The 12737-nt window shown below is 69.2% G+C and carries 10 protein-coding genes; 6 read left to right on the top strand and 4 right to left on the bottom strand.

Annotated elements, in window-relative coordinates; translation table 11 throughout:
- Positions 1-58: 58 nt before the first annotated feature.
- Positions 59-967, bottom strand: a complete 909-nt coding sequence (locus IHD13_RS09680) for a LysR family transcriptional regulator (protein WP_195860840.1) — start codon at positions 965-967, stop codon at positions 59-61.
- A 139-nt stretch (positions 968-1106) separates the two neighbouring features.
- Between IHD13_RS09680 and IHD13_RS09675 the strand changes: the two genes are divergently transcribed.
- Genes IHD13_RS09675 through IHD13_RS09665 form a run of 3 tightly spaced genes read left to right on the top strand, consistent with a single transcriptional unit; the run spans position 1107 to position 4662 of the window.
- Positions 1107-2477, top strand: a complete 1371-nt coding sequence (locus IHD13_RS09675; RefSeq protein ID WP_195860839.1) for a uracil-xanthine permease family protein — start codon at positions 1107-1109, stop codon at positions 2475-2477.
- Positions 2478-2480: 3 nt separating this feature from the next.
- Positions 2481-3956 carry an amidohydrolase family protein gene (locus IHD13_RS09670; protein ID WP_195860838.1) on the top strand — a complete coding sequence of 492 codons (1476 nt, stop codon included), beginning with the start codon at positions 2481-2483 and terminating at the stop codon, positions 3954-3956.
- On the top strand, positions 3949-4662 hold the full coding sequence (locus IHD13_RS09665) for a sulfite exporter TauE/SafE family protein (RefSeq protein WP_195860837.1): 714 nt from the start codon (positions 3949-3951) through the stop codon (positions 4660-4662). Before IHD13_RS09670 ends, IHD13_RS09665 begins: the two co-directional genes overlap by 8 nt.
- Before the next feature lie 84 nt (positions 4663-4746).
- Here the strand turns inward: IHD13_RS09665 and IHD13_RS09660 are convergent, their stop codons facing one another.
- Positions 4747-5451 (bottom strand): TIGR04283 family arsenosugar biosynthesis glycosyltransferase, encoded by a 705-nt coding sequence (locus IHD13_RS09660; protein ID WP_195860836.1) that lies wholly within the window; start codon positions 5449-5451, stop codon positions 4747-4749.
- A 1-nt stretch (position 5452) separates the two neighbouring features.
- A complete protein-coding gene (polA, locus tag IHD13_RS09655; protein ID WP_195860835.1) occupies positions 5453-8215 on the bottom strand; it encodes a DNA polymerase I in 2763 nt (920 codons plus the stop codon).
- A 153-nt stretch (positions 8216-8368) separates the two neighbouring features.
- On the opposite strand from polA, the gene IHD13_RS09650 reads away from it, so the two are divergent.
- From IHD13_RS09650 to speA, 3 genes are all read left to right on the top strand, one after another.
- Positions 8369-8647 carry a DUF2782 domain-containing protein gene (locus IHD13_RS09650; protein WP_195860834.1) on the top strand — a complete coding sequence of 93 codons (279 nt, stop codon included), beginning with the start codon at positions 8369-8371 and terminating at the stop codon, positions 8645-8647.
- Between the two features lie 342 nt (positions 8648-8989).
- A complete protein-coding gene (locus tag IHD13_RS09645; RefSeq protein ID WP_195860833.1) occupies positions 8990-9952 on the top strand; it encodes a homoserine kinase in 963 nt (320 codons plus the stop codon).
- Entirely contained in the window at positions 9949-11850 is a 1902-nt protein-coding gene (gene speA / locus IHD13_RS09640; RefSeq protein WP_195860832.1) for a biosynthetic arginine decarboxylase, read from the top strand. The genes IHD13_RS09645 and speA overlap by 4 nt, the downstream gene beginning before the upstream one ends.
- A gap of 77 nt (positions 11851-11927) precedes the next feature.
- Here the strand turns inward: speA and IHD13_RS09635 are convergent, their stop codons facing one another.
- A complete protein-coding gene (locus tag IHD13_RS09635; RefSeq protein WP_195860831.1) occupies positions 11928-12593 on the bottom strand; it encodes a fumarylacetoacetate hydrolase family protein in 666 nt (221 codons plus the stop codon).
- Positions 12594-12737: the final 144 nt, after the last annotated feature.

Here is a 12737-nt window from a genome sequence, read left to right as displayed (position 1 = left end):
CCGCGGCCTGGCCGCGGGTCTTTGCGTTTGGGGTCTGACGACGCATTCGAGGCCGGCACTACCCCGGCTCGATGGCCCGCATCGCCTCCCCCAGCCGCTCCACCAGCACCCCGGTGGCCAGCGGCAGATCACGATCGCTATGCGCGCAGAGGCTGAGCCGGGCCTTGGCGATAGCGTGCTCTCGCAGCGGCCGAAACAGCAGCTCGCCATGGACCAGTTCCCGGGCGATATCGAGACGATTCAGGAAGGCCACGCCCAGTCCCGCCCGGGCCATCGACTTGATGCCCAGGATACGATTGCAGGCCACATAGGGGGCCGCCTCGAGATCGGCCCGCGCCAGCACCTGCTGCAGGGTCGAGCCATGGAACATCTCGCTGTCGGGCAGGATCGCCGGATAGGCCAGGCACGCCTCGAGGCTCACCGTGGCCTGCGTCGCCAGGGGATGCTCCGGCGCCATGACGGCGCCGAACTCCAGCTCGACCTGCTCGATCACGCGAATCTTGGGCAGCGTCGGCGGGTTGATGCACAGGCCGATATCGGCCTCGCCGGTGGCCACCCGCTCGAGGATGGCATCGGTCATGCCGGTGGTGATCACGAAGCGCACCCGCGGAAAGGCGTGACGAAACTCCGTCAGTACCTCCGGCAGCAATTGGTCGGTCAGCGACTCGACGCTGGCGATCCGCACCTCGGCACAGCCACTGCCGCGAATCTCCCCCAACTCTTCCTGTAGCCCTCGCTCGTCGCGCTGCCACTGGCGTACCTGTTCGAGCAACAGCTCCCCGGCAGGGGAGAGCCTCAACCCCCGAGGCAGCCGCTCAAAGAGCGGCACCCCCAGCTCGTCTTCCAGCTTGAGGATCTGGCGATTCACCGCCGAGGCGGCCACGTGCAACCGCTCCGCGGCCCGGCGCAGCGAGCCCTGGCGGGCGACCTCCTCGAAGTAGCGCAATCCCGGCAACAGCAGGTGCATCTTCCCCTCCGCCAACTGTTGCCATTTCGGCAACGATCAATGCGAAACAATATTATGGAACAGAACATAGGGGCTCGCTAGGGTTGAGGTACCGGCCCTCTCCCCGCGGCCGGTGATCACAACAACAAGAGGACTCGTGATGACTACCACCCCCAAGCCAACCGAGGCGGTCGAGCCGGTGGATGAGTGCCTGCCCCTGGGCACCATGCTCCTCTACGGTTTCCAGCATGTGCTGGTGATGGCGGCCGCCCCCATTACCGCCGCCTTCCTGATCGGCCATACCCTGGAGCTGCCGGACCATGTCACCGTCGGCCTGATGAGTGCCATCTTCCTGGCCTGCGGCCTGGCCGGGATCCTGCAGTCAGTGGGGGCCGGCGGCTTCGGCGCCCGCCTGCCCTTCGTGCAGGTGCCCGGCGGCGCGCCCCTGGTGATCTTCCTGGCCATCGCCCAGGCCACCGACCTGCAGACCGCCACCGGCGCGGTGATCCTCACCGGGCTCTTCTACTTCCTGGCCCTGCCCTTCTTCACCCGGCTACTGAGATTCTTCCCGCCCATCGTCATCGGCACCATGCTGCTGCTGGTGGCGGTCAACCTGATCCGCATCTTCGGCGGCCTGATCACCGGGCGCCCCGACTCGGCGGGATTCGCCAGCATGGGCAGCATCGCCCTGGCCCTGGTCACCATCGCCTGTACCGTGCTCTTCGCCCGCTGCTTCAGCGGTGTCTGGCAGCGCATCGCCGTGATGCTGGGCCTGCTGGCCGGCGCCGCGGTCGCCGTGTTGAGCGGGGCCATGAGCTTCGATGGCGTGCTCACCGGCCCGATGATCGCCGTCCCCCAGCCCTTCCCCTTCGGCATGCCGAAGTTCGATCTCTTCGCCTCCCTGCCACTGATCATCTTCTGCGTGGTGTCGATGACCGAAGCCACCGGCCAGACCCTGGCCACCGCCGAGATCGTCGAGCGCAAGGGTGACCACAAGGCCATCGTGCCGCGCAATATCCGCGCCGATGCCCTGGGCTCGCTGTTCGGCGGCTGCTTCGGCACCTCGCTGATCATCACCAGTGGCGAGAACATCGGCATCATCCGCGCCACCGGGGTGCGCTCCCGCTATGTCACCATCGCCGCCGGCGCCATGCTGGTGCTGCTGGCCCTGCTCGCTCCCCTGGGTCGTCTGGCCTACGCCATCCCCACCGCCGTGGTGGCCGGCACCGCGGTGATCGTCTTCGCCATCATCGGCGTCATGGGCATCAATATCCTGCGCAAGGTGGACTTCAACCAGAACGGCAACATGTACACCCTGGCCGCGGCCCTGGCCATGGGCATCCTACCCATCGTGGTGCCGGGCTTCTACAGCGCCTTCCCCTCCCACCTGCAGATCGTGCTGGGCAATGGCCTGGCCATGGGCACCCTGACCGCGGTGCTGGTGAATATCCTCTTCCATCACCTGGGCGCCTCGCGCCGGCCAAGCAATGGCGGCGAAGCGGCTCCCCTCGAAGCCTCCAAGGGAGACTAAGGCATGACGCACCCGATCCATTCTGCACCGGGACTGACCCCCGACCGCCTCGGCGGCGAGACCCTGCTGCTGCTGCCCGAGGAGGTGCTGCTGCCCGAGGGCTGCCAGGCGAACCAGGCGGTGCTGATCGCCGGGGGACGCTTCCAGGAAATCGGTGACGCCACGGCGGTCTGCCGCCGCCACCCGGAGCTGACGCCCATCGAACTGCCGGGACACTTGCTAATGCCGGGGCTGATCGATACCCATCACCACCTGACCCAGTCCCTGGGCAAGTCGCTGGTGTTCGGCGAGCCCTCGGAGATCTTCAAGCGCATCTGGATTCCCCTGGAGGCCAGCCTCGACGAGGAGCTGCTGCACCTGTCGGCCAAGCTGGCGGCCCTGGAGGCCCTGCGCGGTGGCTTCACCACCGCCGTGGATGCCGGCACCCGTTCCGCCGCCGACATGACGGCCATCGCCCGGGCCGCCGAGGAGACCGGCCTGCGCTGCGTGCTGGGCATGATCTGCAATGACCTGGGGGGAGGCGCCAGCGCCTCCGACCCCGAGGCCAGGACGACGATCCTGAAGCGGGCCGAGGGCCACCTCGCCCGGTGGCGGTCCCACCCCCTGGTGAGCCCGTCGCTGGCGGTCTCGATCCCCGAGGTGGCCAGCGACGCCATGCTGCATGCCGCCTCCGCGCTCTGCGCGGAGGCGGGGGGGATCTTCCAGACCCATGTCAACGAGCACCTGCAGGCGGTGGAGCGCTCCCTGGTGGCGCGCCGCCAGCGCCCCCTGGAGCACCTGCATGCGGTCGGTGCCCTGGGGCCCCAGGCCCTGGTGGCTCACGCCACCCTGGTCACCCCGGACGAGCTCAACCTGCTGCGCGACACCGATACCGCGGTGGCCTTCAACCCGGTGGCCAGCAGCTGGAAGGGCAATGCGGTGGCCCCGGCCCTGCAGATGGCGGCGCTGGGCATTCGCGTCGGCCTCGGCACCGACGGCACCCGCAGCGACGGCTTTCGGCTGATGGATGCCGCCGAGACCAGCCAGCGGCTGGCCTTCGGGCTGGCCAGCGGCGACTCCTCCTGTGGCGGCGGCTGGCGCTGGCTGGAGCAGGCCACCCGGGGCGGCGCCGATGCCGCCGGACTCAAGGGCCTGACCGGCGAGATCGCCTCGGGGCTGGCCGCCGACTTCCTGCTGGTGGATCTGGAGGTGCCGGAGATGACCCCCTCCTGGGATCGCCCCTGGGAGCTGGTGCGCTATGCCAGCCGCGACCAGATCACCGCCGTCTTCACCAACGGGCGCCTGCGCCTCTGGCAGGGCTGGCCCCTAGCGTGGGATGCCCGGGCCCTGCTGCGCCAGGTACGCGAGGCCGCCGCCGCGGTACGCGGGGCCCCGATCTATCGCGTCCACCCCGAGGCCAGCGAGCACCGTGCCCGCAGCCGCGGCAAGGCGATGATCGCCGAGGCGCTCGACAGCGCGAGGCGCCAGCGCCATGGGTGATGTCTCGATCTTCCTGATCCTGGCCCTGACCACCGCCGTGGCGGCCTTTATCCAGGGCGCCGTGGGCATCGGCTTCGCCCTGGTGGTGGCGCCGGTGATGGGGCTGCTGCGGCCGGATCTGCTGCCGGTCGCCCTGCTGATCCTGATGCTGCCCCTCAACGCCTATGTGGGGCTGCGGGAGCGGGATGCCATCGACTGGAAGGGGGTGGGTTGGGTCAGCCTGGGACGCCTGCCGGGTACCCTGGTGGGGCTGGGCATCCTGATGGTGGTCTCCACCAACGGGCTCAATCAGGTGATCGGGGCCTCCACCATCCTCGCCGTGCTGGCGGGGTTCTTCGCTCCGGTGTTTCGGCCCAATCGCAGCGCCTGTGCCGCGGTGGGGCTGGTCACCGGGGTCACCGAGACCGCCACCGGGGTCGGTGGGCCGCCGCTGGCGCTGCTCTATCAGCACCGCCCGGGGCCGGTGCTGCGCGCCACCATCGCCCTCTGCTTCCTGGTCGGCGAACTGATCTCCCTGGCCATCCTCGCCCTGGCCGGTCACTTCCAGCCCCACCAGTGGCTCTGGGCCCTGGCCCTGCTGCCGGCCCTGGCCGTGGGCAGCATCGCCAGCCGCCTGGTGCATCACCGCCTGGATGCCCGGCGCATGCGCCTGGGGGTGCTGACCTTCGCGCTGATCTCCGGCATCGTACTGCTGATTCCCCGCTGACCTGGCGCCGATGCAACCGACTCGGCGCCTCGGGACAGACGTTCAGGGCTATCGCAGTTACGGGGCGATCCTGGGTCGGTGCCCTCAACGATAGCGCCGCGCCAGGGCCTCGGGGCTGGCGCCCAGCCAGTAGGCCAGGCGCAGCCGCCACATCAGCAGGATGGTGCGCCAGACCCCGCGCCGCTCCCAGCGCCGCCCGGAGGTGGTGACCGTCAGGCGCAGGCAGCGCGGTCGGCCGCGACGCCTGAGGCGCCGGGAGAGCTCGATATCCTCCATCAGCGGCTGATCCGGGAAGCCCCCCACGGCGTCGAAAGCCGCCCGGGTGACGAAGATCGCCTGGTCGCCGGTGGCGATGCCGGTCAGCCGGGAGCGCCGGTTCATCAGCCAGGCCACCCAGCGCAGCAACGGATGCCGACCCTCGATCCGCACATCGAAGCGCCCCCACTCCCGCTTATCCAGGGCCGCCAGCAGGGCGGCGCGGCCACCCTCGGGGAGGCGGGTATCGGCATGCAGGAAGAGCAACCGGGGCGCCGTGGCCGCCGCGGCGCCGGCGTTCATCTGAACGGCACGGCCCCGGGGCGACACGATCAGGGTCGCCCCGCCGGCCCGTGCCAGGGCCGGACTCGCGTCCCGGCTACCGCCATCCACCACCAGGACCTCGTCGCCGGCGTGGCGATACTCGACCAGGGCGGCCAGCAGCCCCGGCAGGGCCTCGGCCTCGTCGAGCACCGGGATCACGATCGCCAGGGCGGAGCTCCCTTCCGTCGGCCTCCCCCCGGTCAGGCTCATCCTAGTGGGCCTCGTCCCAGTTGGCGCCGCTCTCGGCCTCGACGATCAGCGGCACGCGCAGCTCGGCGGCCTCGGTCATGCGCGCCTTCACCGCCGCGATGAAGTCCTCCACCTGGGCCTCGGCCACCTCGAAGACCAGTTCGTCGTGGACCTGCATCACCATCCAGGCGTCGACGTCCTCGGCCTGCCGCAGCCAGGCGTCCACGTCGATCATGGCGCGCTTGATGATATCCGCGGCGGTACCCTGCATGGGGGCATTGATGGCGGTGCGCTCGGCGCCCTGGCGACGGGCCCGGTTCTGGGCATGGATCTCCGGCAGGTAGAGGCGCCGGCCGAAGACGGTCTCGACGTAGCCCTCCTCGGCGGCCTGGGCACGGATGCGCTCCATATAGCGGGCCACCCCGGGGTAGCGGTCGAAGTAGCGCTCGATATAGGTCTGCGCCTGGTTGCGCTCCAGGTGCAGCTGGCGCGACAGGCCCCAGGCGCTCATGCCGTAGATCAGCCCGAAGTTGATCGCCTTGGCGCTGCGCCGCTGGTCCGGGGTGACCTTGTCCAGGGGCACCCCGAACACCTCGGCGGCGGTGGCGGCGTGGATGTCCTGCCCCTCGGCGAAGGCCTTCAACAACCCCGCATCCTCGGAGAGGTGCGCCATGATGCGCAGCTCGATCTGCGAATAGTCGGCGGCGACGATGCGGTAGCCGGGGCGCGCCACGAAGGCCTGGCGGATCTTGCGCCCCTCTTCCGTGCGGATGGGGATGTTCTGCAGGTTGGGGTCACTGGAGGAAAGCCGCCCGGTGGCGGTGACCGCCTGGTGGTAGCTGGTATGCAGCCGCCCGGTGGCCGGGTTGACCAGCCGCGGCAGCTTATCGGTGTAGGTGGAGCGCAGCTTGGCCAGGCCGCGGTGCTGCATGATCACCTTGGGCAGCGGGTAGTCCAGCGCCAGCTCCTCGAGCACCGCCTCGGCGGTGGAGGGGGCCCCCTTGGGGGTCTTCTTGAGCACCGGGATCTTCTGCTCCTCGAAGAGGATCTGCCCCAGCTGCTTGGGGGAGCTCAGGTTGAACTCGCGGCCGGCGAGCTCGTAAGCCTCGGCTTCCAGGGCCTGGATGCGCGTGGCCAGTTCCCGGCTCTGCTCGTGCAGGCGCTGGGCGTCCAGGGCCACGCCATGGCGCTCCATGCGCGACAGCACCGGGATCAGGGGGCGCTCCAGCGTATCGAGCACCTCGGCCAGGCGCCCCTCCGCCTCCAGACGCGGGCGCAGGGTCTGGTGCAGGCGCAGGGTGATGTCCACGTCCTCGCAGGCGTAGGGCGCCGCCTGCTCCAGGGCGATCTGGTTGAAGGTGAGCTGCTTGGCGCCCTTGCCGGCGATCTCCTCGAAGGAGGTGGTCTTCTCGCCCAGGTACTTCAGGGCCAGGGAGTCCATGTCGTGGCGGGTGGCGGTGGAGTCCAGCACATAGGACTCCAGCATGGTGTCGGTCAGGGGACCCACCACGCGGATCGCGTAGTTGGCCAGCACCGAGATGTCGTACTTGAGGTTCTGGCCGATCTTGCCCTTGGCGGGGTCCTCCCAGAGCGGCTTGAGGGCGGCCAGCACCGCCTGGCGGTCGAGCTGGGCCGGGGCGTCCAGGTAGTCGTGGGCCAGCGGGATATAGGCCGCCTCTCCGGCTTCCAGCGCCAGCCCCACCCCGACGATCTCCGCCTGCATATAGTCGAGGCTGGTGGTCTCCAGATCGAAGCAGAAGGCCTCGGCGGCCTCGAGGCGTGCCAGCCAGGCGTCGAAATCGGCCTGCTCGAGAATCACGCTGTCCCGGCGCTCGGGGCTCGTCGGAGCGGCCTCGCCCGCTTCCGGGGCCGAGCTGCCCGTGGCCACGTCATCGACGCCCGCGTCCCTGCCCTCGAGCAGCTCCGCCAGCCAGGTCTTGAACTCCAGCTCCCGGTAGAGCGCCACCAGGCGCTCCCGATCCGGGTGGGCGATATCCAGGTCGTCGAGGCCCACCGGCAGCTCGCAGTCGGTCTTGATGGTGGCCAGCTGGTAGGAGAGGAAGGCCTGATCGCGATTCGCCTCGAGCTTCTTGGGCAGGGTCTTGGCGCCGCGGAAGCCCAGGGTGGCGACCCGCTCGAGATCGGCGTAGATCGCCTCCAGGCCGCCGCCCATGCCCTGCAGCAGGCCGAGGGCGGTCTTCTCGCCGACTCCGGGCACCCCGGGAATGTTATCCACCTTGTCGCCCATCAGGGCCAGGAAGTCGATGATCAGCGAGGGAGGCAGGCCGAACTTCGCCTCCACCCCGGCCTCGTCGAGGGTCTCCCCCTTCATGGTATTGACCAGGGTGATATGCGCATTGACCAGCTGGGCCATGTCCTTGTCGCCGGTGGAGATCACCGCGTCGCGGCCGGCCTCGGTGGCGTGACGGGCCAGGGTACCGATGACGTCGTCCGCCTCGACCCCCTCGATGCACAGCAGCGGCAACCCCAGGGCGCGAATGCAGTCGTGGAGCGGCGCCACCTGGGCACGCAGGTCGTCGGGCATGGGCGGGCGCTGGGCCTTGTACTCGGCGTAGAGGTCGTCGCGAAAGGTCTTGCCCTTGGCATCGAAGACCACCGCCATGGGGCTGTCCGGGTACTCCTTGATCAGGCTCTTGAGCATGTTGAGCACGCCCTTGACCGCGCCACTGGGCTGGCCCCTGGAGGTGGTCAGGGGCGGCAGGGCATGGAAGGCGCGGTAGAGGTAGGAGGAACCGTCGACGAGAACGATGGGGGGCTTGGCCATGAGCGGAGTATCCAGTTGCGGCGGCAATATCGTGGCCCCATGATACGCAGCGGCGACGGTTCCGTCAGGCCGGGACGCCGTCGCGTGGGGAATTCCCCTGGCCAGGCCGGGGTCCTATACTACGAACGGCGTTTCTTAACCTCGGAGGTCGCCATGCCATCGCCTCGCCCGCTCCTCGCCCTGGGACTTGCCGCCCTGCTCGCCACGTTTCTCGCCTCGGGTAGCGTCACGGCCCAGACACCGCAGATCACCGAGCGCCAGGAGGCCCAGCGCACGGTGCGCGAATACCGCCTCAACGGCCGGCTCTATGCCATCGAGGTACGCCCCGCCCAGGGCGAGCACTACTTCCTGGTGGATCGCAACGGCGACGGCAATTTCCAGCGCCAGGCCGGCAACGGCTCGCAGATTCCCGCCTGGGTGCAGGAGCGTTAAGGGCGGTACCCGAGCGACCGCCGTTGGAATAGCTAAGGGGCGCTGGGGGCAGGATGGAGCGGGGGTTTTTTGCCAGGGGTGAGGAGCATGCTCCGAACGGGTTGGCCAGGGATGGCCAGCCCCGGTCCTGCAAGCGGAGCAGGATGCGAGAGCGCCGCAGGGCAAAAGTAGCGCCCAGGGAGGGGTTTACAGCGCCCCGCGACGGCCTGCCCTCAGGGTAGCCCCGGGCCTCAGAGCAGGAAAGTGTACTGGCTGAGATAGCCTCGAGAGCCCTATCAGCAGGGATGCATCACCCGGGCAAGCGAGTACAATAGGCGGCCTGATAATCCGGGCGAGAGACTCATGGCCGTATTCACCCCGCTGAGCGAGACTCAGGTCGCAGACTTTCTGGAACGCTTCGATGCCGGCACCCTGACCCGACTCGAGGGCGTGGCCGGCGGCACCGAGAACACCACCTACTTCGTCACCACGGATCGCCGTGAGCTGGTGCTGACCCTCTTCGAGCAGGGCGAGCACGAGGAGTTGCCCTTCTTCGTCGAGCTCCTCGACTACCTGGACGAGCACCGCCTGCCGGTCCCGGGGCCCTTGCACGATCGCGACGGCACCGCCCTGCAGAGCCTGGCCGGCAAGCCGGCGCTGCTCTTCCCGCGCCTGCCCGGCAAGCACCCCAAGGCCCCCAACCTGGCCCAGTGCCGGGCCCTGGGCGATGCCCTGGGTCATATGCATGCGGTCTCCCGCCACTTCCCGGGGCATCGACCCAATCCCCGTGACCTGAACTGGCTGGTCGCCATGCACCATCGGGTGCTGGTCTACCTGTCGCCGGAGGACCAGGCGCTGATGAAGGACGAGGTGGAGACCTACCAGGGGGTCTTCGGCGACGCCTCGAACCTGCCCCAGGGGGCCCTGCACGGCGACCTCTTCCGCGACAACACCCTCTTCGAGGGGGACCGGCTGGGTGGGCTGATCGATTTCTACAACGGCTGCACCGGCGACCTGCTCTTCGACCTGGCCATCGTCATCAACGACTGGGCCTGCGACGCCCAGGGTCGCCTGGACGCGGACCGCTACGCGGCGCTGCTCGGCGCCTACCAGGCCCGCCGCCCGCTCAGCGACGAGGAGCACAAGGTGTGGCCGATGATGCTGCGCCTCACCGCCCTGCGCTACTGGCTGTCGCGGCTGCTGGTGGTCTATGTGGACCCGCCGGCCCACGACCTGACGCCCCACGACCCGCAGCAGTTTCGTACCATCCTGCTGGAGCGCATCCAGCATGGCGCCCTGCCACTCCCCGAACGGAGCCAGCCATGACCTCACCCGCCGCCAAGGCGCGCCGCACCTACAATATCGACCAGTGGGGCAGCGGCTATTTCGATGTGGACGATGCCGGCCAGGCCCTGGTCCGCCCCCTGGGCAGCGAGATCGAGGGCCCGGCCCTGCCGCTGCGCGGCCTGGTGAGCCAGCTGCGCGAGGCGGGCCTGCGCCTGCCGGTGCTGGTGCGCTTCACCGACATCCTGCATGACCGGGTCGAGCAGCTCTGCGCCGCCTTCGACCACGCCATGCGCGAGGAGCAGTACGATGGCGGCTATACCGCCGTCTATCCGATCAAGGTCAACCAGCAGCGCCGGGTGGTGGAAGAGATCCTCGCCACCCAGGAGCGCGGCCACGGCCGGGTCGGCCTGGAGGCGGGCAGCAAGCCGGAGCTGCTGGCGGTACTGGCGCTCTCCGGGGACGGCTCCTCGCTGATCGTCTGCAACGGTTACAAGGACCGCGAGTACGTGCGCCTGGCACTGATGGGCGAGAAACTCGGCCATCGGGTCTATCTGGTGGTGGAGAAGTTCTCCGAGCTGGACATCATCCTCGAGGAGGCCGAGCGCCTGAAGGTCAAGCCGCGCATCGGCCTGCGCGCCCGCCTCGCCTCGGTGGGGCGTGGCAAGTGGCAGGACACCGGTGGCGAGAAGTCCAAGTTCGGCCTCACCGCCAGCCAGGTGCTCGGCGTGGTGGAGCGCCTGGAACGGAGCAACGCCCTGGACAGCCTGCAGCTGGTGCACTTCCACCTGGGCTCGCAGATCGCCAATATCCGCGATATCCAGCGCGGCCTGCGCGAATGCGCGCGCTTCTACCAGAGCCTGCGGGAACTGGGCGCCCCGGTGGATACCGTGGACGTGGGCGGCGGCCTGGGCATCGACTACGAGGGTACCCGCTCGCGCAGCGAGTTCTCCATCAACTACTCCATGCGCGAGTACGCCAGCAACGTGGTCTGGGCCTTCCGCCAGGCCTGCGAGGACCAGGGCCTGCCCCATCCCCACCTGATCAGCGAATCGGGACGCGCCCTGACCGCCCACCACGCGGTGCTGATCGCCGACGTGATCGGCGAAGAGCGTACCCCCACCCGGGCGCCGGCACCGCGGGTCGAGGGCGACCCCCAGGTGGACGAGCTGCGCCGGGTGCATGATCGCCTGGAGGCGATGCGCGAGCCCCGCGGCCTGGTGGAGGCCTACCACGACCTGGTGCAGGCCATCGCCGAGCTGCAGGACCGCTTCGTGATGGGCCTGGCCGGCATCGAGGCCCGGGCCGAGGGCGAGGCGGTCTATTTCGCCGCCTGCGAGCGCCTGCGCGAGCGCCTCAACACCCGCAACCGGGCCCATCGGGAGATCCTCGATGAGCTGGCCGAGAAGCTCGCCGACAAGCTGTTCGTCAACTTCTCGCTGTTCCAGTCGGTGCCCGATGTCTGGGGCATCCGCCAGATCTTCCCGGTGCTGCCGCTGAGCGGCCTGGACCGGGAGCCGACCCGCCGCGCCGTGGTCCAGGACATCACCTGCGACAGCGATGGCCGCATCGACAACTACGTGGACGGCGAGGGGGTGGAGACCACCCTGCCGCTGCCGGAGTGGGCCGACGACGAGGAGAAGCTGATGGGCTTCTTCCTGGTGGGGGCCTACCAGGAAATCCTCGGCGACCTGCACAACCTCTTCGGCGATACCGACTCGGTGGATGCCGCCCTGGACGCCGATGGCGACTGGGTGCTCTCCGAGGCGATCCACGGCGATACGGTGGCCCAGGTGCTGCGCCACGTGAACTTCGATACCGAGGTGCTGCGCCGCCACCTGGCCGGCCAGCTGGCGGCCAGCGGCCTGGAGACCAGCGAGCGCGAGGCCTTCCTGGAGGATCTCTCGGCGGGCCTCGAGGGCTATACCTACCTGGAGTAGGCCCTTCGCCCGACCGCTAACGACAGAGGCCCCGCAGCAGCGCTGCGGGGCCTCTGTCTATTGCGGCGACGGCCGGCCTAGTCGACGACCCGGGTCACCACTTCCAGACCACCGGTCAGGGTAAAGTGCAGCTCACTGCCCTTGGGCAGTTCGCCGACCCCGGCGGGGGTGCCGGTGATCACCACGTCCCCCGGCTCCAGGGTGAAGTGGCGGCTGATCTCCGCCAGCAGGGTGGCCACCGGGAAGATCATGTCGGCGCCCTCGCCGCTCTGGCGACGCTCGCCGTCGATATCCAGGCTGAAGGCCAGGGCGCTCCAGTTGGGCACCCGCTCCAGGCGCAGGAAATTCGACAGCGGGCAGGCGCCGTCGAAGGCCTTGGCGATCTCCCAGGGGTGGCCCTGCTCCTTGAGGCGCGTCTGGACGTCACGCAGGGTGAGGTCCAGGGCCAGGCCGATTCCCGCCACGCCACGCTCCGCCTCGGAGGCGGTGGCATCGGTGAGGGTCTCGCCGATCAGCAGCGCCAGCTCGGTCTCGAAATGGACCTCGCCCCGGGAGAAGGGGGCGTCGATGGGCTCGTCCAGCGCCACGGCGCTGGTGGACGGCTTGATGAACAGCAGCGGTTCGCTGGGTACCGGGTTGTCCAGCTCCTTGGCGTGGTCCACATAGTTGCGGCCGACGCAGACGATCTTGCCGAGCGCGTTGGGAAAATCCTGGCCATCGGTAAAGCGTGGAACGAAGCGCATGGGCGATGAGTCTCCTGGCAAAGAAACGGCGGCGTCTGCAGCGCCGCTTTATCGATAAGCCTAACAGTCTACCCCAGAAAGGCCTCGAATCCAGCGCCCCCGGCGCCCAGGAGCCAGGCAGGGACGCCCGGGAATCGTGCATGC

It is taken from the genome of Halomonas sp. 328, assembly GCF_015645095.1.
Lineage (GTDB): Bacteria > Pseudomonadota > Gammaproteobacteria > Pseudomonadales > Halomonadaceae > Bisbaumannia.
Note: the sequence above shows the minus strand (reverse complement) of the source record. Positions and strands in the feature narration are given on the sequence as shown.